15 protein-coding genes and 4 pseudogenes are annotated in these 21,428 nt (G+C 69.6%); 11 read left to right on the top strand and 8 right to left on the bottom strand.

The genetic code is table 11. From position 1 onward, the window contains the following. Positions 1 to 65 precede the first annotated feature (65 nt). From OH809_RS43115 to OH809_RS43105, 3 genes and pseudogenes are all read left to right on the top strand, one after another. The gene (locus OH809_RS43115; protein WP_406415351.1) at positions 66 to 1,268 is read left to right on the top strand and encodes a M14 family zinc carboxypeptidase; all 1,203 of its coding nucleotides are present in this window, start codon (positions 66 to 68) and stop codon (positions 1,266 to 1,268) included. A gap of 11 nt (positions 1,269 to 1,279) precedes the next feature. Then, a complete protein-coding gene (locus OH809_RS43110; RefSeq protein WP_406415353.1) occupies positions 1,280 to 2,311 on the top strand; it encodes a M14 family zinc carboxypeptidase in 1,032 nt (343 codons plus the stop codon). A gap of 218 nt (positions 2,312 to 2,529) precedes the next feature. Next, positions 2,530 to 3,435 (top strand): annotated as a pseudogene (locus OH809_RS43105) (RNA-guided endonuclease InsQ/TnpB family protein); the annotation flags it as partial. A gap of 430 nt (positions 3,436 to 3,865) precedes the next feature. Here the strand turns inward: OH809_RS43105 and OH809_RS43100 are convergent. The 3 genes from OH809_RS43100 to OH809_RS43090 are packed head-to-tail and all read right to left on the bottom strand — an operon-like array spanning position 3,866 to position 7,525. Then, entirely contained in the window at positions 3,866 to 6,040 is a 2,175-nt protein-coding gene (locus OH809_RS43100) for a xanthine dehydrogenase family protein molybdopterin-binding subunit (RefSeq protein ID WP_406415354.1), read from the bottom strand. 17 nt (positions 6,041 to 6,057) lie between these two features. After that, positions 6,058 to 7,035, bottom strand: coding sequence for an FAD binding domain-containing protein (locus tag OH809_RS43095; RefSeq protein WP_406415356.1), 978 nt, complete (start codon positions 7,033 to 7,035; stop codon positions 6,058 to 6,060). 1 nt (position 7,036) lies between these two features. Beyond that, entirely contained in the window at positions 7,037 to 7,525 is a 489-nt protein-coding gene (locus OH809_RS43090; protein WP_376667718.1) for a (2Fe-2S)-binding protein, read from the bottom strand. A gap of 279 nt (positions 7,526 to 7,804) precedes the next feature. Between OH809_RS43090 and OH809_RS43085 the strand changes: the two are divergent. The 7 genes and pseudogenes from OH809_RS43085 to OH809_RS43055 all read left to right on the top strand — a co-directional run. Then, positions 7,805 to 8,557 (top strand): annotated as a pseudogene (locus tag OH809_RS43085) (DUF4158 domain-containing protein); the annotation flags it as partial. Between the two features lie 203 nt (positions 8,558 to 8,760). Continuing rightward, a complete protein-coding gene (locus tag OH809_RS43080) occupies positions 8,761 to 9,912 on the top strand; it encodes a Gfo/Idh/MocA family oxidoreductase (protein ID WP_406415358.1) in 1,152 nt (383 codons plus the stop codon). A gap of 462 nt (positions 9,913 to 10,374) precedes the next feature. Then, a complete protein-coding gene (locus OH809_RS43075) occupies positions 10,375 to 13,164 on the top strand; it encodes an AAA family ATPase (protein WP_406415360.1) in 2,790 nt (929 codons plus the stop codon). 110 nt (positions 13,165 to 13,274) lie between these two features. Further along, positions 13,275 to 13,967 carry an alpha/beta fold hydrolase gene (locus OH809_RS43070; protein ID WP_406415362.1) on the top strand — a complete coding sequence of 231 codons (693 nt, stop codon included), beginning with the start codon at positions 13,275 to 13,277 and terminating at the stop codon, positions 13,965 to 13,967. Positions 13,968 to 14,312: 345 nt separating this feature from the next. Beyond that, positions 14,313 to 14,558, top strand: coding sequence for an alpha/beta fold hydrolase (locus OH809_RS43065; RefSeq protein ID WP_406424634.1), 246 nt, complete (start codon positions 14,313 to 14,315; stop codon positions 14,556 to 14,558). 108 nt (positions 14,559 to 14,666) lie between these two features. Further along, positions 14,667 to 15,929 (top strand): RICIN domain-containing protein, encoded by a 1,263-nt coding sequence (locus tag OH809_RS43060; RefSeq protein WP_406415364.1) that lies wholly within the window; start codon positions 14,667 to 14,669, stop codon positions 15,927 to 15,929. Positions 15,930 to 16,145: 216 nt separating this feature from the next. Next, entirely contained in the window at positions 16,146 to 16,856 is a 711-nt protein-coding gene (locus tag OH809_RS43055; protein ID WP_406424636.1) for an IS6 family transposase, read from the top strand. Positions 16,857 to 16,931: 75 nt separating this feature from the next. Here OH809_RS43055 and OH809_RS43050 read toward each other — a convergent pair. After that, positions 16,932 to 17,174, bottom strand: a pseudogene (locus tag OH809_RS43050) (transposase); the annotation flags it as partial. Between the two features lie 411 nt (positions 17,175 to 17,585). Between OH809_RS43050 and OH809_RS43045 the strand changes: the two are divergent. Next, positions 17,586 to 17,777, top strand: coding sequence for a hypothetical protein (locus OH809_RS43045; RefSeq protein WP_406415366.1), 192 nt, complete (start codon positions 17,586 to 17,588; stop codon positions 17,775 to 17,777). Positions 17,778 to 17,924: 147 nt separating this feature from the next. On the opposite strand, the gene OH809_RS43040 is transcribed toward OH809_RS43045, so the two are convergent. The 4 genes and pseudogenes from OH809_RS43040 to OH809_RS43025 all read right to left on the bottom strand — a co-directional run bounded on the left by OH809_RS43040 (position 17,925) and on the right by OH809_RS43025 (position 21,388). Beyond that, on the bottom strand, positions 17,925 to 18,329 hold the full coding sequence (locus OH809_RS43040; RefSeq protein ID WP_406415368.1) for a hypothetical protein: 405 nt from the start codon (positions 18,327 to 18,329) through the stop codon (positions 17,925 to 17,927). Next, a pseudogene (locus tag OH809_RS43035) lies at positions 18,326 to 19,176 on the bottom strand (IS5 family transposase). Before OH809_RS43035 ends, OH809_RS43040 begins: the two are co-directional and overlap by 4 nt. Positions 19,177 to 19,793: 617 nt before the next feature. Further along, the gene (locus OH809_RS43030; RefSeq protein WP_406415370.1) at positions 19,794 to 21,008 is read right to left on the bottom strand and encodes a M48 family metalloprotease; all 1,215 of its coding nucleotides are present in this window, start codon (positions 21,006 to 21,008) and stop codon (positions 19,794 to 19,796) included. Then, positions 21,005 to 21,388, bottom strand: a complete 384-nt coding sequence (locus tag OH809_RS43025) for a BlaI/MecI/CopY family transcriptional regulator (protein ID WP_406415372.1) — start codon at positions 21,386 to 21,388, stop codon at positions 21,005 to 21,007. The genes OH809_RS43030 and OH809_RS43025 overlap by 4 nt, the downstream gene beginning before the upstream one ends. Between the last annotated feature and the right edge of the window lie 40 nt (positions 21,389 to 21,428).

The raw sequence follows: 21,428 nt of genomic DNA, 5'->3' as shown, positions 1-21,428 counted from the left end.
GCTGCAATCGTTCTTGTCGGAGGGGACCGGGGGGATCCCTCCCATCGACCGGAAAGCGAGAGCACATGCGTCGACGCACGATCCTGGCCGGGATGGCAGGCCTCGGGGTGGGGACGGTTCTCCAGCCGTCGGCCTACGCGGAACCGCAGTCGCGGTCCAACGGGCCGTGGATCCAGCCGGAACAGACAGTCCAGAAGGCCGCATTGACGGCGAACTCCGAACTCGGCCCCAAACTCCAGAGCATCGCGGCCGGTTCGAAGGGCAGGATGGCCGTGGAGGTGGCCGGTCACTCGGCCGGCGGCTGGCCCATCCATGTCGTACGGTTCGGCGAGCCCGCCGCCGGCAAGCTCCCCGTACTGATCCAGACCCAGATCCACGGCGGTGAACCTCTCGGCACCGAGGTCGCGCTGCATCTGATGCAGACGCTCGCCACCAGCTCGCATGCGACCGTCAAGGCGATCCTCGACCGGCTCGCGGTCTGGTTCATCCCGCGGCTCAACATGGACGGCGCCGACTTCCGGGACGCCGACGGCTTCCTCGTACAGCGGCGGCAGAACACCCAGCGCTGGACACCGCAGGAATGGGGACTCGCGGCGGGCACACCGGCGCCGTGGTATCTGCCCCGTACGCTGCTGGAGCCCGGCCGGGTCTCCGGCTACGACATCAACCGCGACTTCCACCCGGATCTGACGTTCCGGCTGAAGCCTGGCGACGAAGGCCTGCTGCCCGGACTGTCCGAGCTGCCGGGCTTCTTCGTAACGCCCGAGGCGCGCACCTCCGCGGCGGTCTTCCAGCGGATGCGGCCGCAGGTCTTCATCGACCACCACCACCGCGGCAGCAACACGCAGTCCGAAACGGACAACCAGCTCACCACGCTCCAGCTGGTCGGCATCGTCACCAAGGGCACCACCGGGTATCCGCTCGACCCGGCCGCCCGCGACCTGGGCTTCCGGGTCAATGTGCTCGTCTGGGACACCCTGCGCGCCCTGGGCCAGTCGGGCTTCGGAGGCATCACCCGCTACCCCGACGTCGAACTGCCGGGCACCGCGCTCGGATCGTACGCACTCAACGGCGCCGGAATCATGCTCTACGAGACGCGCTCGGTGGCCCAGAAGTCCATGGGCATGCTGATCCGCCAGTCGCTCATCGGGATGGGCACCACGCTCGAGAGCCTCGCCACCGGTGACATCCAGAACGTCGACCCGGCCCGCTACTACGACATTCCGCCGGCCGGCCCGTCCATCGGCAATCCGCGCAACGACCTGTGAGGGAGGCACCCATGATCGGACGACGCACACTGCTCGGCGCTGCTGGCGCGCTGGCCGCCGGACTGGCCGGCGTCTCCACCGCCTCGGCGGACCCGGCGCATCTGCCGGGCGGGCCCTGCATCCAGCCGGACCAGAACGTCAGCCTGGCCAGCGTCGCGGGATACGACGACGTGGTCCGGCAGCTCGACCGTATCGCCCGGAACTCGCATGGACTCGTCAATGTCGGAACGGCCGGTCTGTCGGGCGAGGGACGCAAGCTGCTGTACGCCACCGTCGGCACTGGGCCGACCGTCTTCTGGCTGCAGGCCCGTATCCACGGCGACGAACTGCACAGCACCGAGGCCGTCCTCCAGATTCTCGGGCACCTGGCGAGCGGCGACCCTGCCGCACGCCTCATCCGCGAGAAGCTCACCGTCGTCGTCCTCCCCATGTACAACCCGGACGGCGCCGAGGCCAACATCCGCCAGAGCACCACCCCGACCCGTACCGACCTCAACCGTGACTGGGAGAACTTCGCCCAGCCGGAGTCGGTCGCCTACTGGAAGCTGTGGCGCCGGACCGCCCCGCAATTGGGCCTCGACCTGCACCACATGGGTCAGGCCCCGGTGGTCGCGGGAACGAACGACCTCAACCAGTTCCAGATCGGAGCCCGTTCGATCGCCCCGTCCCGGATGACAGCCGAACAGTGGCTCACCAACCGGCAGATGGCCATGGTCAGCGTCGACGCGCTGGACCACTACGGCCTGGCCAATGCCGCCCACTACCCGCTCATCGACATCACCAACGCCGTCTTCAGCCGCATGCTCATGGGTGGCACGGCCCCCGCCGACGAACAGCCGGTGCTGCACACCTCGACCAAGGGCGCGATCTTCTACGAGGTCCGCTCGGTCGGCCAGAAGAGCAACGGCCAGCTGGAACGGCTCTTCACCATCCCCACGATGGCGGTTCTCACCGCAGCCGCCGACGGCTCCCTCGGCTCGTATAACGTCTCGGGCTACGGAAGCCTTCCGTTCGCCGTGCAGGAGCAGTGCGGCGGCAGCTAACGACTGCCGGAGCGGGTATCACCGCGCTCCCGCGGAGCGGGAGCGGAGCGCGCACCGCTGGCGGCAAGCCGGGCAGGTCCCTCCGCTTCGCTCCGGGACCCAAGTGCAGTGCGAGCGGCCCGCATTGCGGGCCGCTCCCGGGCTCCGCCCGGCCTGGTGGCCTCCGGCGGTGTCTCTGCCCCGGCGAAGGCGCTGCTGAAGTTCTCCACGCCGCGCGCCCGCGTTTTCGTGGGGTGAACTGGTTCGACACGGTGGAGTTTCCGAAGGACGGGGACGGCTGCCGCTGGGATTCCACCCCGCACGACACTGTGACCCGCGTGCGCTTGCAGGGTGTCGGACATGTCAAGGTGAACCAGTACCGGCCCGTAGTGGGCAAGGTCAAGACGGTCAGCGTCAAGCGCAAGGGCCACAAATGGTTCGTCGTGCTGACCGCTGAGCAGGAGCGGCCCGAGCCACTGCCGCCGACGGGTAGCGTGGCCGGCATCGACCTGGGCATCGCCAGCTTCCTCGCCGACTCGGGCGGCGGGTTCGTGGAGAAACCCAGGCACGGACGCCGCGCTGCCGCGAGGCTCGAAGCCGCCCAGCAGGCACTGTCCCGGTTCCCGCGCCGCAAGGCGAAGGACCGCACCGCCAACCACCGGCGGGCCGTGGAGCAGGTCGCCAAACTGCATGGCAAGGTGCGCCGTCAGCGCCTGGATCACACGCACAAGACCGCCCTCGGCCTGGTCCGCGCGCACGACGTCATCGCGCACGAAGATCTCAAGATCCGCAACATGAGCAGGGCCCCCGCCTCCAAGCCGGACCCCGACCAGCCGGGCACCTTCCTGCCCAACGGTGCCGCCGCGAAGGCCGGGCTGAACCGCTCGATCAACGATGCCGGTTGGGGGGTGTTCCTGACGATCCTGCACGCAAAGGCTGAAAGCGCCGGGCGGGAAGTGGTCGCCGTGGACCCCCGCAACACCTCCCGTACGTGCCCCGAATGCGGGCACACCGCGAAGGAAAACCGGCCCACACAGGAGAAGTTCCACTGCGTCGCATGCGGCCACAGCGCACACGCCGACACAGCCGGGGCTCTCAACGTCCTACGGGCCGGGCTGGTCCGTCGCGAAGCCCAACCGGCATAGCGAGAAGCCCCGCTCTTCAGGGCGGGGAGGAGTCACGATCCTGCTCTTCCGGCTGACAGAGCCGAATTTCGCGCAAGTGGCCGAGCTACACCCTGCCGCCAGGGCAGGCGCGGTAGGGCCGTTCCGCAAGCTCCTCCGGTGGCCCGTTCATGGCGGCTCGTGGCCGTCGGTGCTGTCGGGTCCTCGGTTCTGGGCTCGGCTCAGTGGAATCCGCGCTCCAGGCCGACGTGACGTCTGGCTCGGCCCGCGGGTTCCCGTGCTTCCAAGCTTAGGAATCTGCGTACCGGTGTCGAGACCAGGTAACTGGTCGACCCCACGGTGGCGACCGCAAAGGTTCGGCCCCGCACACTCCATCCGTGCAGCGCCTCGGCTGCGATGTCCGGCACTTTCTCTTCCATCGGCTTGGTGTCGACCGGGCCCGGCCCGGCTCTTACATGCGGGGGTCCAGAAGCTTTTCCGGTGTGATCGGCAGGTCCCGCACGCGCCGCCCCGTCGCGTCGAACACCGCGTTGGCCACGGCCGCCGCGATGCCGGTGGCGGACAGCTCACCGATTCCCTTGGCGCCGAGCGGCTCGGCGTGCGGGTCGAACTCGTCGACGAAGGACATGTCGATGTGCGGCGGGATGTCGGCGTTCACCGGCAGTGCCACCCCGGCGAGGTCCTGGGACAGCCAGCGGCCGAGATTCGGCTCGAAGCGGCTGGCCTCCATGGCGGCCATGCCCCAGCCCCACACGAGTCCGCCGATCATCTGGGAGCGGGCGGTGCGCTCGTTGACGACCGCGCCCACGCTGTAGACGCCGGTCGCGCGGCGCAGCCGCAGCAGCCCGAGGTCCGGGTCGACGCCGACCTCGATGAACATGGCGCCGAAGGTGCGGGAGGCGACACCGGGCGCTCCCGCGTCGGCGGACGCGCCGCCGGGCAGCACCAGCTCGCCGTTGCCGGCCACCTCGTCCAACTCGGCCGCGCGCAAGATGTCCGTGTACGGCCGGCGGTGCTCGCGCCAGATGAGGGCGCCGGAGTCGGCGCGCACCTCCTCGGCCGGCCAGGACATCAGGTCGGCGAGCCGGCGCAGCGCGTCGTTCGCGGCCAGGTGGACGGCGGTGCCCATGGCGATCGTGGTGCCCGAACCGTAAGTGGGACCGGCGTACGGCAGCTCCGTGTCGCCGGAGATCCCCTGGACGGAGCGGATGTCGATGCCGAGGGTCTCCGCGGCGATCTGCGGGAAGATCGTGGTGGAACCCGCGCCGATGTCGGTGTAGCCGGCTTCGACCTTCGCGGTGCCATCGGCTCGCAGCCGCACCCGAGCCTGCGAGGTGAACCGGAACTGGCCCTGTGTGCAGTCGGCCATGCCGCGGCCGATGAGCCAGTGCCCGTCCCGGGTGCCGCCCTTGGGCCGGTCCCACCAGCCAAAGCGCCGGGCACCCTCCTCGTACGCCTCCCTGAGCTTCTTCGAGGACCAGGGCGTGCCGTCGGCGGGGTAGCTCTCCGCGTAGTTGGCTAGGCGCAGGGTGAGCGGGTCCATGGACAGGGTGTGCGCCAGCTCGTCCATCGCGGAGCCGAGCGCCCAGGTGCCAGGGCCGTCGATGGGCGAGCGCATGAACGACGACAGGTTGACGTGGCCGCGCCGCACCCGTTGGCTGGTGGAGATGTTCGGGGAGGCGTACAGCGCCTTGGCGGGCACGGAGCCGAACTCGACGTAGTCGTCAGTGATGGCGGTGACGTTGTCGACCTCGTGGACGACCGCCTGGAGTTCGCCGCTGGCGTTGGCACCTAGCAAGACGCGGTGCTCCATCAGCGGCTGGTAGCCGACGATGCTGTACATGTCCTGGCGGGTAAGCACCAGCTTCACCGGCCGGCCGACCGCCTTGGCGGCCTGGGCGGCGAGGATCTCGTGCGGCCAGATGAACGCCTTGGTGCCGAAGCCGCCGCCGGTGTGCGGATTGATCACCCGCACCTTGTCGAAGGCGATGCCGAAGACCGCGGCCAGGGCGTCCCGCACCGCGTACACGTGCTGGACGGAGTCGTGGACTGTCAGCCGGCCGTCGTGCCACTCGGCGAGGATCGCGCTCGGCTCCATCGGGTTGCCGTGCCGGGACGGCTGCGTGTAGGTGCCGGCCGCGCGCACGGGCGCCTCGGCGAGCACGCCGGCCGCGTCGCCCTTGCGGAACTCCTGCGCGTCGAGCATGCCGTAGCCGCTGTCCGGCGACGGCGGCACGGACACCGCCGTGTCCGGGTTGATGAACGGCTCCCGCTCGTACGACACCCGCACGCGCGTCACAGCGCCCTCGGCCGCCTCCAGGGACTCGGCCAGGACCATCGCCACGGGCTGCCCCCAGTAATTGACGACGTCCCCCTGCATGGGAAGGAAGCGGGTGGCGAGCGGAGGGCTGGGCACCCCGGCGAATGCCTCGTCGACGGCCGGCAGCCCGGTCAGCACATGGACGACGCCCGGCTCCCGCCGCGTCTCCTCGACGTCGAATCCCGTGACCCGGCCGGCGGTGATCGTCGCGCCGACCAGGGCCGCGTATAGCTGGCCTTCCGCGTTGTAGTCGGCCGCGTACGTCGCCGCTCCAGTGACCTTGGCGGGGCCGTCCTGCCTGGTCACGCCACACATGCCGGTCATCATGCCTCCAGGGCTAGGTCGAGGGCACGCAGTGCGGTGTTGCGAGCGAGGGGGATCTTGTACGCGTTCGAGGACAGCGGACGGCTGGCGGAGAAGCCGGAGGTAACCGCGTCCCTCACCGCAGGGCTGCCCGGGCGCAGGCCGACGAGCGCCTGTTCCGCGTCGTACAGCCGCCAGGGACGCAGCGCGACCGAGCCGAGGGCCAGGCGGGCGCGGGAGATCAGGCCGTCTTGGATCTCGACGGCGGCGGCCGCCGAGACGAGCGCGAACTCATAGCTCTGGCGCTCACGCACCTTCACGTACGCCGACTTGGGCGCGGGCGTGCCGATCTCGATGCCGGTGATCAGCTCGCCGGGGCGCAGCACGTTGTGCGCCGACGGGTCCTCGGCAGGCAGGGTGTGAAACTCGGTCGCCGGAATCCGGCGTCCGCCGTCCACGTGCTCGGTGATGATCTCCGCGTCCAGGCAGGCGAGGGCGACGGCGGGGTCCGAGGGCTGTACGGCCACGCAGTCCTCGGTCCATCCGAAGATGGCCAGCCGCTCGTTCGCGCCGTGCAGAGCCGCGCAACCGGAGCCGGGGACACGCTTGTTGCAGGCCACCGGGCCGTTGGAGCGGAAGTAGGGACACCGGGTGCGCTGCACCGGGTTGCCGCCAATGGTGGCCAGGTTGCGCAGCTGCGCGGAGGCCGCCCTGAGGATGGACTGGGAGAGCACCGGGTACGAGGTCTCGACGCGCGGGTCCTGGGCCACGTCATTGAGCCGGGCCAGCGCACCGATGTGCAGGCCGTCGCCGGTGGAGGTGATCTCGTGCAGCCGGGGCAGGCGGCCGATGTCGACCAGGTGGCTCGGCGACTCGATGCCGATCCGCGCCCAGTTGAGCAGTTCGGTGCCGCCGGCGAGGAACATGGTGTCCTCGGTACGCGCGCTGTCCAGGGCGCTGGGCAGGGACTCGGCTCGTACGTAGGTGAACGGGTGCATGTCACCGCCCCTTTCCGGCTGCTGCCTCGACGGCGGCGGCGATCTGCGGGTATGCGGAACAGCGGCAGATGTTCCCGCTCATCCATTCACGGATCTCATCGTTCGATCCGGTATGGCCCTCCTGAATACAGCCGACGGCCGACATGATCTGACCAGGTGTGCAGAACCCGCACTGGAAGGCGTCCGCGTCGATGAATGCCTGCTGGACGGGGTGCAGTTCGCCGTCCCGGGCGAGTCCTTCGACGGTTGTCACCTCGGAGCCGTCGGTGCTTGCAGCCAGCACCATGCAGGCGTTGACCCGGCGCCCGTCGAGGTGGACGGTGCAGGCACCGCACTCGCCCCGGTTGCATCCCTTTTTCGCCCCGGTCAGCCGAAGCCGCTCGCGCAGGAGATCGAGGAGGGTCGTGCGCGCATCGCACGTCACCTGCGTGGTCGTCCCGTTGACCTGCAAGGTGAGTGTCGTTTCCGGGATGAGACTCTCATTCGGCATTGCATCGCTCCTGGGGCGGGCAGCAGATCTTAGGAAGGAAGCATTTTTCGCAACGAACGAGAAATATGTGCATATTATGACGGACTCGGATGCCGGTGACTCGCCGCCTTGCTGACATGTGGTGGTGTTTCGGCTGACGTGAGAGGACCGTTCTGCGGTTTCGCTGCCGCCACGAAGCCAGCAGACCGCAGCCCGGCCGTCGTCGCCGCCCAGTAGTCACGGGTCCCGGACCGCTGCCCCTGACTTGACCGTACGCACCGGCGACAGTCGCAGGCCGCTGTCTACGGGGCCTTCGGTGAGGTGCCGACGCGCCCCGAGCTGGAGCGGTTCTTCTTCTTCCTGGATGACGACGACCGCGACCTGATTGTGTTGCGGCGATCCGACGGGCACCGCCTGGGGATGGCGGTGCAGATCGGTACCGTCCGCTACATCGGCACGTTGTCCCGGGTGCCGGTGAACCGGTTGAACACGCTGGCTCGGCAGGGGCAGCTGAGCAAGGCTCAGACGATCGAGCGGGCGCCGGAGCCGCGGAAGACGGCGCTGCTGACGGCGGTGGTGCGCAATCTGGAGGCCCAGGCGGTCGATGACGCGTTGGACCTGTTCGTGCTGCTGATGGCCACTCGGCTGATCAGCCCGGCGCGGCGGGTGTCGGACAAGCAGCGCCTGGCGGTGCTGCCGCAGCTGGAGAAGGCGGCCCGCATCCTGGCAAAGGCGTCGAAGATCCTCGCCGAGGAGCTGGACCTGGTCGCCGAGCATGACGCGGACCTGGACGTGGCGGCGCTGTGGGCGGCGGTGGAGGAGGCCGTGCCGCGCGAGGCCGTGTCCGGCTCGGTGGCTTGGGTCGAGGCACTGGTACCGAAGGACGACGAGTCGGCCGAGGCGGCGATGCGCGAGAAGCTGGCCCTGCGCTACAACACCGTGCGCCCGTTCGTGTCGCTGTTGGACGAGTCGAATGCGCTGGGCGCGGCCCAGGGCGGCAAGCGCATCCTGAAGGCGGTCCGCCGGCTCCCGGCGCTGTCGCGGCGGCGGGTCAAGGAGCACGTTACGCCGAGAGCATCGCGGCAGGAGGCGCCGACGAGCCGCAAGGCGGGGCGAACTCTCCGAGTTGAGGTGCCGTTGACGAACGGCGAACCAATCGGCATGTGGCTGAACGCGATACTCAGACCGTGTCCTCCATGGCTATGGGCCGTTTTGAGGTGAGAGAACAGCCGGTCGCGAACGTTGGGGTGTACATGATGTCCACTTCCCCTCATCGGGAGCTGATTCGTGTCGGTGTCGTAGGGCTGAGCGCGAGCGGCGGGTGGGCGGCGACCGCGCATGTGCCGGCGCTGGCCGGGCTCGATGGATACGAGTTGCGGGCGTTGAGCGCCAGCAGCGCCGAGTCGGCGCGTGCGACCGGCGAGAAGTATGCGGTGCCGCTCGCCTTCGGCAGCGCAGAGGAGCTGGCCCGCAGTGAGGAAGTCGATCTCGTGGTGGTGACGGTGAAGGTTCCGCATCACCTGGAACTCATCCGACCCGCGCTGGAAGCGGGGAAGATGGTGTTCAGCGAATGGCCGCTCGGTGCCGACCTCGCGCAGGCCGAGGAACTTGCCGACCTTGCGCACCGCAGGGGCGTGCTCACGGCTGTCGGCCTGCAGGCGCGGTCGGCTCCGCCGCTTCGGTATCTGCGCGACTTGGTCGCCGACGGCTACGCGGGGCGGGTGCTGTCGACCAGCATGCTCGGGTCGGGCTGGATCGGGGGCGCCACTTACGACGACAGCCATGCATACGTGCTGGACGGCACGAGCGGCGCCACGCTGCTGTCGATCCCCTTCGGGCACTCGGTCGACGCGCTGACCATGGTGCTCGGGGAGTTCCACGACGTGTCGGCTCACATCGAGAACCTGCGCCCGGAGGTCACCCACGTCACGAGCGGGGCGGTCGCGGCCAAGAGCGCAGAGGACCAGATCGCCGTCACGGGGGTGCTGGAGTCGGGGGCCGTGGCCGCGATGCACATCCGCGGTGGGACGTCACGCGCCACCGCGTTTCATTGGGAGATCAACGGCACCCAGGGTGATCTCGTCGTCAAAGCCGACCAGGCTCTGTGGTTCCAGGGGCGGCTGCGGCTGTACGGCGCCCGGGGAGAGGACGGCGCCTTGGCCGAACTTCCCGTTCCCGCCCGCTACCAGCGGTCGCTGACACAATGGACCGAGCGATCCGCCGAGCCCGCCTGCAACGTCGCCCACGAGTACGCGCTTCTGCGCGACCAGATCACCGGGAGCCTTGCGCCGGACGAGGACGGCGTTCCCGACTTCCGGCACGCCGTCCGGCGACACCGCATGCTGGAGCGGATCCGAGAGGCGGCGCGCGCGGGCCGAAAGGTCACACTCACAGAGCAAGGCGCGTAGGCCCCGAAGCGAGAAACGCCGCCGCTCAGAGCACACCGCAATGAGAATCCGCCAGCACGAACGAGAACGAGTGAGAATCCGACAGCCTCAATGCGACAACGGGGATCCAGGCCCTGTTCTCGTATAGCTGCCGCTACCCGACAAGTAGCTCTCTGTAACCGATTGCAGGGGGGTTGTCCCGCGATCCGTCATTCTCGTCCCATCGGAATCCGTCCCGTACGCCGGACAGGGGGCGCGCGTGCGGCAGGACGGCTGGGAGCCCGAGGACCTGATGGAGGTCTGGACGCTGGTCGCTGCGGTGGGGCTTCCGAGTTCGGCCGTCGCGTTCCATGCTGGAGCCGGCGTACGGGGGACGCTTACAGCGGAGACCACACAGCGAATGTGTCCTGCGTTGTGATCGGACCTGTTCTCCCCCCACAAGCACATGTCTGCCGCCGACGACGATCGCCAAGGGGTGTGGGGATGGACAACCGCAGCACCGATTGCACCGCGCCTGCCGCGAAGCATGCCCACGTCGTGGGGCACGCACTGGTCGGCCGCGAGGCCGACATGGAGCTGTTCGGTGCCTTCCTGGCCGGCGTTCCGCGCATGGGCGGGTCGCTGGTGGTGCTCGGCGAGCCGGGCGTCGGCAAGACGGCGCTGCTGGCCGCCGTCGCCCAGGAGGCCGAGTCCGCGGGGATGCGGGTGCTGCACGCGACGGGCGTGCAGTACCGGGCGCAGACCAGCTACGGCGCACTGCGGCAGTTGCTGACGTCGGTGCCCGAAAGCCGGGCGGCAGTGGCGGATCTGCCCGCCCTCGCCGCGGCCCTGGACTTCAAGCGGGGCAGGGCACCCGGGCAGGACGCGGTCGCCGAGGCCGTCGTCACTCTGGTGGCGGAGCTGTCCCGCAAACAGCCGGTGCTGCTGGTCCTGGACGACGCGCAGTGGCTGGACCGGGCCAGTGCCGCCATCCTGGGCCGGGTGGTGCGCCGGCTCCCGAACTCCGGTGCGGGCACGGTGTGCTCGGTCCGGCTCGGCGACGAGAGCTTCTTCGACCACAGCGGGCTTCCGCTGCACGAGTTGGGGCCACTCAGCAAGGCCGCGTCCGAGGAACTGCTCAGCCGGCGTTTCCCGGCGCTGGCCCCGCGCGTGCGCCGCCGGCTGATGGCCGACGCCGAGGGCAATCCGCTGGCGCTCCTGGAGCTTCCCGCCGCCCTCACCGACTCACAGCGCACCGCGTCCCACACCCTGCCCAAACGCATTCCGCTGCCCCAGCGCCTGCAGGCGACGTTCGCCTCCCGGATCACGAGCTTACCCGCGCCCACCCGGCACCTGCTGCTCGTGGCGGCGCTGGAGGGCAGCGGCAACCTGCTGATCGTGCGCCGGGCGGTGGAAGGACGGTGCGGCCTGAAGCACTTAGCCCCCGCAGAGCGACTCCGGCTCGTCCACGTCGACGACGCCACCGGGCGGCTGGCGTTCCGGCACTCACTCATGCGCTCCGCGGTGGTGGACCTGTCCACCAGCGACCAGCGCCGCAGCGCCCACCGGGCGCTCGCAGAGGCCTGGACCGGCGTCCCCGAACAGCGGGCCTGGCACCTGGCCCAGGCCGCGGTCGAACCCGACGAGCAGATCGCCGCCCTGCTCGAAGACGCCGCCGGCGTCAGCGCCCGGCGCGGCGACGGGCCCAACGCGGTGGCAGCGCTCGTACGCGCCGCCGCACTGAGTCCGGCGGCCGCCGAACAGGCCCGGCGGCTGGCCCGGGCGGCGTACCTCGGGACGATCCTCACCGGCGGGGTACGCGACGTGCCCCGCCTGCTGGACGACGCCCGCCAGGCCGCCCCGGACGGCGCGTCCCTGGCCGGCGCGGTGGCCACCGCGCTGTACCTGCTCAACAGCTACGGCGACGTCGACACCGCCCACCGCCTGCTGTCCGGCGCGATCGCCCTCCAGCCCGAACCGTACGACCCGGCCGACGGGACCGTGCTCGAAGCACTGTCCACCCTGCTGATCGTGTGCGTCTACGGAGCCAGAAGGGATCTGTGGGCCGGATACGACGTGACGGCGGCGAAGTGCACCGCCGTCCCGGACACGCTGCGGCTGTTACGGGCCACCTTCGCCGACCCGGCCCACGCCCTCCCGTCGGACTGGGCCGCTCTCGACGCCGCCGTCGAAGCGCTGCCCGGCACCTCCGACCCGGTCCGGATCGTACGGATCGGCACCGCCGGCGCGTACGCGGACCGCCTCGGCGCCATGGACGAGCCGCTGCGGCGTACCGCGCGGGGCGGCCGCACCGGGGAGAACAACTTCCCCGCCATCCAGGCCTCGTTCCTGTGGGGCAGCCACGCCTGGTTCACCGGCCAGTGGGCGGAACTGCGCCAGGTGGTCGGCGACGGGCTGGCACTGTGCGAGGAGTACCACTATCCGCTGCGCTCCTGGACCGGGAAGTTCGTGCTCGCCTGCGTGTCCGCGGCCTGCGGGGACTTCACCACCGCCGGCGCCTTCGCCGACCAGATGGACCAGTGGGGCGGATCCCGCCGCGCCCACGCCATCACCTGCTATGCCGCGCACGCCAAGACGCTCATCGCCCTGTCCCAGGGGGATTTGGACGAGGCGTACCACCAGGCGTGCCGGATCACCCCGGCCGGCACCCTGGCGCCGTTCACCGGACACGCCCTGTGGGCGTTCCTCGACCTGGCGGAGGCGGCGGTGCGAACCGGACGGCGGGACAAGGCCCTTGAACATGTCCGGGCGGCCCGGGACGCCGGTCTCGACACCGTGTCACCGCGCCTGCGCATGGTCCTGGGTGCCTGCGCCGCCCTGGCGGCGGACGACGACAGCGAAGCATCCCTGGGATTCAGCGAGGCGCTGGCCGTCGAGGGCGGCGAGCGGTGGCCCTTCGACCACGCCCGCATCCACCTGCTCCACGGTGAGCGCCTGCGGCGCGGACAGGCCCCGGCCCGGGCCCGCCGCCACCTGCGCGCGGCCGCGGAGGTCTTCCGGCGGCTGGGCGCCGAGCCCTGGTCCGCCCGGGCCGAGCAGGAACTGCGCGCCTGCGGCAGCCCGGTGCGCGCCCTCCCCGGAAAGGCCCTGACCCCTCAGCAGCGGGAGATCGTGGCCCTGGCCGCGGCCGGCCTGTCCAACAAGCAGATCGCCGAGAAGCTGTTCCTGTCCCCGCGTACCGTCTCCACCCACCTCTACCAGGCGTTCCCCAAACTGGGCGTGACCTCACGGGCGGGCCTGCGTGACGCACTGGAAAAGCTGCACCGCCCCTAACGTAACAGCCCCCGGAACTAAGTCATTTGACGGAGGCGACGGCACCGATGGCGTTCCTACAGTGCTCGGCACGGGCCGCGATTCCCGGCCCGGACAACCCGGGAGGAACGATGAGCGACAGCGCACCGCGCGGGAGTATCGTGCTCGTCCACGGAGGATTCGTGGACGGTTCGGGATGGCAGGGGGTGTACGAGGCACTGAAGGACGACGGCTACACCGTGGCCGTCGTGCAGAACCCCACCCTCTCGCTGGACGGCGACGTGGCCGTCACCCGGCAGGTCATCGACGCCCAGCCGGGACCGGTGACCCTGGTCGGCCACTCCTACGGCGGAGTGGTGATCACCGAGGCCGGCAACCATGAGAAGGTGACGGCGCTGGCCTACATCGCCGCGTTCGCGCCCGACAAGGGCGAGTCGGTCAACTCCCTGATCGCCGACCCGCCGCCCGGCGCTGCGGTCCCGCCGATCCTGCCGCCGAACGAGGGCTTCCTGCTCCTGGACCGCGACAAGTTCGCCGACTCCTTCGCCGGCGACCTGCCGCCCGCCCAGGCCGAGTTCATGGCCGACTCGCAGACCCCCTGGGGCCTGGACGCGGCCGGCGGCGCGGTCTCCACCCCGGCCTGGCGCACCAAACCCGCCTGGTACCTGGTGGCCACCGACGACCGGATGATCCCGCCCCCGGCCCAGCGCGCCATGGCCGAGCGGATCGGCGCGCAGACCGTGGAGGTGGCTGGCAGCCACGCTGTCTACGTCTCCCAGCCCGCCACCGTCGCCAACCTGATCAAGCAGGCCGCCACCGGCTGACCACACCCGAAGACCGCACCCCGGCAGCGCCCGCCGCCCGCCCAAGGGCCGGGCGGCGGGCGCTGAACGTCCCGCGGCCACTGGCCCCGGCACGCCGTCCCCGAACCCGCCAGCCCCGGTCCGCCGCGGCGCGGCAGCCGCCGCACACCCGCCGCAGGCAACCCGAACGTCAAGGCCCTGGTCTACGTCGCCGCCTTCGGTCCCCAACGTCGGGGACGAAGCTCGGCAAGGTCATCGGCCGCTACCCCGACGGCACCACGGGGACCGACCTCTACATTCAGGCCGACCGGCTGCGCGACGTCTTCGCCGCCGACCTGTCCAAGAAGGAGACCCAGCTGATGGCCGCTGAGCAACGGCCTTCAGCACCTCCGCCTTCGCCTTCGCGACCACTGCGGCTGGCGCACCATTCCCTCCTGGGGCGTGGTCGCCGGCGTCGACAAGGCGATTCCGGCAGCCGTCGAGCGGTGGGATTACCAGCGGGCCGGCGCGCGCCGCGTGGTCGAGGTCCGCGGCGCGTCCCACGTCGTGATGATCAGTCACCCAGACGTCGTCGAACGCCTCATGGAGGAAGCCGCAACCGCCACCCGCTGAGCCCGTGCCGGTATCCGCGTGAACCACAGTCGTGTGCCGACGGCGCCGGAAACCGCCGGCACACGACTTACACACAGTCAACCAATCAGCTCAAGGAGTCTTCATCCCATGCCCTTACTGCGCCGCCTGGCCGCCGTACTCTTCACGCTCGCCTGCCTGTGCGGCCTGCTGGCAACCGGCGGCGGCACCGCGCACGCGGCCAACCCGGAAACCAACCGCGTCGCCACCTGGAACATGCAGGTCGGCCGCGACCGCTGGCAGGGCGCGGCAGCCATCGCCCGGGACAACACCGTGCTCGCCCTCCAGGAGGTGCCGAACGAACCGCCGGCCGGAGCGCGCTACATCGGCACCATCGGCAACTCCATCGACCACTACGAGTGGACCATCGCCCGCGGGGTGACCCGGCAGCTCTACATCCTGTACACGACGTCGCGGAACCTGGCGATCGCCACGGCGTGGGTCCCGGGCGAGGTGGTGGAGATCGAGGGCATGTACCGCCCGGCGCTGATGGTCACCCGCCCCACCGACGACGTCGCGTTCGCGTCCATCCACGCCGCGTCCGGCAACGGGTTCGACGTACGCCCGCTCGTCCAGGACGTCGCCGACGAAGCCAACGGCCGCGGACTCAACCACTGGGCCGTCCTCGGCGACTTCAACCTCACCCCGGACCGGGCACGGCTGCTCGGCCTCCCCGCGGACGCCCGCATCTACAACAGCGGCCAGGCCACTCAGCAGAGCGGCAACGAACTCGACTACATGATCAGCAACGTGGACACCGAGGACTGGCAGGCCACCGTCGGGGACAACCGCGGCAGCGACCACTGGCCGGTCTACTTCTCCGCGCTACGGGCCGGCGCCCTGCCGCCCGAGCTGACCATCCACGCTGACAACAGCGACCGCCTGCTGGACGTCTTCCAGGGCAACGACACCAACGGCACGCACGTGGTCCAGTACCACGCCAACGGAGCGGTCAACCAGCGCTGGCGCCTCCAGGCCATCGGCACCTCGGCCTCCACCGGGCACATGATGTACCGGATCATGAGCAGTGACAGCGGCAAGTGCCTCGACGTCAACCGCGGACAGCAGTCCGGCTGGGGCGACTACCTCAGCATCTGGGACTGCCACGACATCGACGGGGTCCCCGGCTCCGGCGGCAACCAGCGCGACACGCAGAACTTCACCCTGGAGCGGCCGGACCCGCGGATGCCGAACCTGACGCTGTTGAGGAACAACGCCACCGGACTGTACGCGAACATCAGCAACAACGACCGGGGCGACGGCGCGTGGGTCATCCAGTGGCCCGACCAGTTCGGGAGGTTCCCCGCCCCGAACGAGAGCTTCTATCTCCACCCGGTCATCGCCAACCAGTAATGAGCGTGAGCGAGGAAGGCTCGGCTGCCGCGTGACCATCGCGGACAGGCCGACTGAGTCGTGCGAATGCTGCACTACGGTCGGATCCCCGAGCAGCAGACGGCCTTGCACCCTTCACCACCTGGAGCAGCAGCCGATGCGGCGCTGTCACGTTGGCTGACTGGGCGGGATGATCTTCGGGTTGATCGCTGGTGGAGGGGGTCGTCCGTGGAGGGCATGTCGCCGTCGTACAGGGGTCACCGGTACCCGGTCGAGGTGATCTCCCATTGCGTGTGGTTGTACTTCCGGTTCCCGCTCAGCTTCCGTGAGGTGGAGGAGTTGATGCTCGAGCGCGGCGTGGTCGTCTCCCACGAGACCGTCCGGCGGTGGTGCGCCAAGTTCGGGCAGGCCTACGCCAACGGGCTGCGCCGCAGGCGTCCCCGGCCCGGCGACAAGTGGCATCTGGACGAGGTGTTCATCAGGATCAACGGCGAGCTGAAGTATCTGTGGCGTGCCGTCGACCAGGACGGCAACGTCCTGGACATCCTGGTCCAGAACCGGCGGGACAAGGCCGCGGCCAGGCGCTTCTTCCGCCGTCTGATGAAGAAGACCCGCGTAGTGCCGCGGGTGGTCGTCACCGACAAGCTCCGCTCCTACGGCGCTGCCCACCGCGAGGCGATGCCGTCGGTCGAGCACCGCTCGCACAAGGGACTGAACAACCGGGCCGAGAACAGCCACCAGCCCACCAGGCAACGCGAACGAGCGATGAAAGGCTTCCGTTCCGTCGGTGGAGCGCAGCGGTTCCTGTCCGCGTTCAGTGGCATCTCACCCCACTTCCGGCCCCACCGCCACCTGATGACCGCACCCCAGCACCGCCTCGAGATGACCATCCGCTTCACCATCTGGGAACAGATCACCGGCGCCACCGGCCTGCCCACCGGGGCCTGAGCACCGGCCCGGAGCACGGCCCCACCATGCCCCGACACACCGTCAGACACCCACGCACCCAACAACGTGACAACGCCTCGGGATGGCCAGGTCGATACTGCCGGCCCGGGTGTCCCACTGGCGGTGCCGGTAGCCGTTGCGGGAGTTGACGCGTTCCTCGCTCGGCATGCCGTAGGACGCGCCGCAGGCGGTGTCGACGTCGGCGGACATCATGGCGTCGGCGAAGGTCTTCACCATCTGCCGCAGCAGGTCGGGACTCGCCGAGGCGAGGTTCTCCTCCAGCAGCGCGGCAAAGGGCACACTGTCGGGTGCGGTCATCGTGCTGTTCTCCTTCAAGAGCTTGGTCGTTCTCGAAGGATCAGCCGGTGGCCGTCTTGCGTTCAGGCTTCTCACTCAACTACGGGATCAAACTCCCGATTTAGGTGGAAACCTGTACACCACTTCCCTGGACGCAACCTGAGACGGTCGTGACGCTATGAGAGGACGGTTCGTCAGCTGATATCCGTTTCTGGGTGAGGTTGGCGCAAGGCTGCTGGTCCCGGGGCTTCGGCCGGCGACTGCTTCCTGGCGACGCCGCCGGCGTCGGCTTTGGCGAGGACGTTGAATCTGCCTGAGCGCCCGTCCGCGTAGGATGCGCTCCGCGAACTGGTCGTCCGGGTGAGGGGTTGGGGACTGAAGGTGTTGGGGGGCAGGAAAAAGGAGGGCGGGCTGCCGAGGATCCCGCGGAGCGTGGATCCACGGCGAGCCCGTTCCTTGCCGGTTCCGGCCGAGGCGCAGGCCGATGCGCGCATGTTCATGCTGGGTGGCGACACCCTTCGAGCGCTCAAAGTGATCGTGGACGCGACGGGCTACGACCTACGCCAGGCCCGGGACATCGTGTATGCGCTGGTCTACGACATCGAGGTGCCGAGGGGGAGCTGAGCCGAGGCGCGACGCACGCGGATCCGGATGTCCTCCGTGATCGTCGAGGTGAGGCTTGGGCCAGGTGATCAGAGGACGGGTTCGAGAGCCGATATCCGTTTCTGGGTGAGGTTGGGGCAAGGCTGCTGGTCGCGGAGCTTCCGTCGGCTACTGCTTCCTGATGAAGCTGCCAGCGTCGACCTCGGTGAGGACGTTGAGCTTGACGAGACGTTTCAGCTTGGCGCGGGTGCCTTCGATGTCCTTCGGCAGCAGTTCGTGGTCGAGGGCTTGGCAGACGTCGCGAGCCCTGAGGGGGCCGGTGGCCTCGTTGAAGACGGTGAGGATGCGGGGGTAGTCCGGGTGCTCGGGCAGGTCTGGCGAGGCCGACTGGACCGGGAGGCGGTCAGCGAGAGCAGTGATGGTCTTCCTGGTGATCGCGAGGTGCTCGAGATGGGTCTCAGCCTCCCGCAGCCGGCCCTGCAGTTCGTCGATCTGCGTGCGGAGTTCGTCGGCCAGGGCCCGGGCGGCGTCTTCCTGGAGGTCGAGCGCGTCGAGCAGGGGCTTGATGTTCACGCCGTCACCGCTTCCGCATCGCGCCAGGTGGGAGTGCTCGCTCCGGTCAGGCGGCGGACCATGACGTGGGCCATCGCCCAGTAGACGCGCGAGGCGGAGGAGGACAGGTGGTGCTCGTAGTCGCGGACCAGGCGCCGGTGCAGTATCAAGACGCCGTAGGTCTGCTCGACTGTCCACCGCTTCGGCTGCGGGACGAACCCCGCCTCCTGCGGGTTTCGTTCGACGATCTCGACCTCGATGCCCAGGCCGCTGCCGTGCGCGACGACCTGGTTTCTTGAAGCCCTGGTCGACCAGGGCCTTGCGGACGGTTTCCCCGGCGTGCTCGACGACCTGGTTCAGCAGGGCGACCCCCGCGGCGTTGTCGTGCGTGTTCGCGGCCAGCACGATGACGACGATGACCAGACCGAGCACGTCAACGGCCAGTCCCCGCTTGCGGCCCCGGGACCTTCTTCGCCGGATCCCGGCCGGTCGTGGCGGCCGGGACCCCAGCGGCCACGCGGACACTCTGGGTGTCCAGGACCACCAGGGTCGGGTCCTCTAATCGGCGGGCCTTCTCCCTCACCTGGCAGCGCAGGAGTTCATGGATGACCTGGTCGGTTCCGTCGTCGCGCCAGGCGGCGAAGTAGTAGTACGTCGCGCTCTTCGGCGGCAGATCGTGCGGGAGGTAGGCCCATTGGCAGTCGGTCCGGCCCTGACAGAGGAGCGCGTTCACGATCTCCCTCATCGCGTAGGCGCCCTGATGGCCGCTGACCGAGCGGTGCCGTTCCTTCCACGCCGTGATCACCGGGTCGATCAGAGCCCGCTGCTCGTCCGATAAGTCGCTTGGGTACGGCGTGCGTTCACTCACCCCGCCACCCCAACAGACCACCGTCTGCGGACCGGTAGATTCCGCCCGCACCCACACCATCAGGCGACGACAAAAACACTTAAAGTCTTACAAACCGCCCTCTCATGGGTCTCGACAACCACATGATCACCAGCACCGTGCCTGCTCTGCTCTCCCGGACCCCTTGCCACACAGCGGACATGACGCCACGTCACTCACGAGACCGGCGAACCGGACCAATCCCAATCGCGCAATGCCCCTGGGCCCCAGCCATACCCACCACCGACCGGCAAACGAAATCACCGGCACACCGCGATGGGACCAGCTCAAACACCCGAAGCGAAACAGGGAGGCCTAAGCCCTGATCCACCGACGTGGTTTGGGGAGTGGTCTTCTGACTGGTTTCGGGCCGGTTTCAGGTCGGCGGTTGGGCATGGGCAGGTGGTAGCCGCTGGTCTGCCCAGCTTGTCGCTTCGGCGGCTGGCGGTGAGGCGGGCCCAGTTACGGAAGTTGCCGTGGGCGGCGTGCTGGTCGGCGAAGGCGATGTCGCCGGGGTCGGCGTCGGTCCAGAGGGGGTGGTAGAGCGGGATGACGTCCGCCCCTGGTCGTCCCGGATGCGGCCAGGGGCGACCCCGGCGTCAGCCGTTGGGGTAGGCCTGAGCGATCAGCTTCTGCCGCAGCACCCCCCACTGGGCGAACATGTCGTGGACCAGGTAGAGATCCCGCCGCCGCGTCCAGGCCTGACCGGACTCGGCGTCGTACGTGTGCGGCATGTCGAAGCCGCGCGGAGCGTACGCCTTCATGCCCCGGTCCCGCGTGGTCTGTACACAGCGTTTGATGTGATCGCGGAAGCCGACCACACCTGCGGTGCCGATACCGCCGGGCAACTGCTTGCGGGCTGCCAGGACCTGGGCGGCGACTCCGTCGGTGCTCAGATAAGTGATCGTGCCGTCCGCCGCGATCACCGGCTCGATCGACGTCACATGCGTCATGTGGTACTTGGACTCCAGGAACCGCGCGATCTCCCACTGCGCGTACACCGGGATGTTGCGCACCGCCCGGATCCTCGCCACGGTATCGGCCAGCTCCTCATTGACCGGGCCCGGCTCGTAGAGCACCTTCGTCGGGTCGCCGCCCCCGGCCGGCGCCCGGTTCCCGAAGCCGTACGCCACGATGAAGTCGATGTCCGCCAAGGGAATCGTCTCAGGGTGCCAGTCGAAGCCGACGTCGTAGAGGTGCGGGACGACGGCGCGGGCCGTGTCCTTGTCGTTGAGCAGAGGGTTGGCCGCGGAGGCGAGAGCGACGGCGTACGCGTACAGGGCGTGCCGGTGAGTGAGGTGGGCCCGTTCATGGGCGAGCAGGACGCGGCGCTCGGCGGGCTGCAGGGCGCCCAGCATGGCGGCGGTGACCAGAATCCGACCGGGCGCGGTCGAGGTGGCCGGGATGGCGAAGGCTTGCGGGACCGGGGAGGCAGCGACGATAAGTTCGGTGTCCTCCGGGTGGCCCTCGCACAGGCGGTGCAGGGTGCGGCGGGTGGCGTGCTCGGTGCGCAGGGCCCGGTAGATGCGGTGGGCGATGAGGCCGAGGGCCAGGACCGCGGCCAGCGCGATGATCTCGGGGACCGGTTCGGGCAGGCGCCGTCCGTCCTCGCGGGCCTCGGCTGCCACCGGCGGGGCCTCGTTGATGAGGGTGGCGGCCAGCAGGATCAGGGCCCAGGTGGCGGCGGCGGCGAGGACGGCGGCCACGGTCAGGACGCGGGTGGCCAGGGCGGGTGCCACCCGCAGGCCCACCTGCGGGGCCACCGTGGTCAGGAGCAGGGACAGGACGAGTGGGATATAGACGTCGATCCTCACGGACCGCTCCCGCCGAGCAGGTCGCGCAGGGCGCGCTCTTCTTCCGGGCTCAGCCCGGTAACGAACTGCTGGAGCGCGGCGATCGGGTCGGGGCCGCGGTCGAGGGCCCGGTGCATGGCCTCGGCGGTGAGCTCGGCGGCGTTCTTCGCCGGCCGGTACGCGCCCCGGCGTCCGGCCACGTCACGAAGCACAAGCCCCTTGTCGTACAGGCGCCTGAGGATGGTGTGCACGGTGTTGTACGCGAGACCGCCACCGATCTCGGCCTGGATCTCGGCCGGGGTCAGCGCCTGTTCCGTCGCCCACAGGGCGGCGAGGACTTCGCTCTCCAGTTCACCCGCGCTGCGCCGGTCCGCTCTGCCGTGGGGAGATGTACCTGCCATTCGGTCACCTTACAGCGCGTAGGGTTTTCAGGCAGGCGGT

The organism is Streptomyces sp. NBC_00873 (assembly GCF_045207415.1).
Taxonomy (GTDB): Bacteria; Actinomycetota; Actinomycetes; order Streptomycetales; family Streptomycetaceae; genus Streptomyces.
This window is presented reverse-complemented; position numbering and strand designations above follow the sequence as displayed.

Excerpts from the sequence above, each read along its gene's own strand:
- OH809_RS43115 (WP_406415351.1), top strand. The coding sequence starts at position 66 with ATGCGTCGACGCACGATCCTGGCCGGGATGGCAGGCCTCGGGGTGGGG.
- OH809_RS43110 (WP_406415353.1), top strand. The coding sequence starts at position 1,280 with ATGATCGGACGACGCACACTGCTCGGCGCTGCTGGCGCGCTGGCCGCC.
- OH809_RS43055 (WP_406424636.1), top strand. The coding sequence starts at position 16,146 with ATGTCGCCGTCGTACAGGGGTCACCGGTACCCGGTCGAGGTGATCTCC.
- OH809_RS43025 (WP_406415372.1), bottom strand. The coding sequence starts at position 21,388 with ATGGCAGGTACATCTCCCCACGGCAGAGCGGACCGGCGCAGCGCGGGT.
- OH809_RS43080 (WP_406415358.1), top strand. The coding sequence starts at position 8,761 with ATGTCCACTTCCCCTCATCGGGAGCTGATTCGTGTCGGTGTCGTAGGG.
- OH809_RS43090 (WP_376667718.1), bottom strand. The coding sequence starts at position 7,525 with ATGCCGAATGAGAGTCTCATCCCGGAAACGACACTCACCTTGCAGGTC.
- OH809_RS43060 (WP_406415364.1), top strand. The coding sequence starts at position 14,667 with ATGCCCTTACTGCGCCGCCTGGCCGCCGTACTCTTCACGCTCGCCTGC.
- OH809_RS43095 (WP_406415356.1), bottom strand. The coding sequence starts at position 7,035 with ATGCACCCGTTCACCTACGTACGAGCCGAGTCCCTGCCCAGCGCCCTG.
- OH809_RS43070 (WP_406415362.1), top strand. The coding sequence starts at position 13,275 with ATGAGCGACAGCGCACCGCGCGGGAGTATCGTGCTCGTCCACGGAGGA.
- OH809_RS43075 (WP_406415360.1), top strand. The coding sequence starts at position 10,375 with ATGGACAACCGCAGCACCGATTGCACCGCGCCTGCCGCGAAGCATGCC.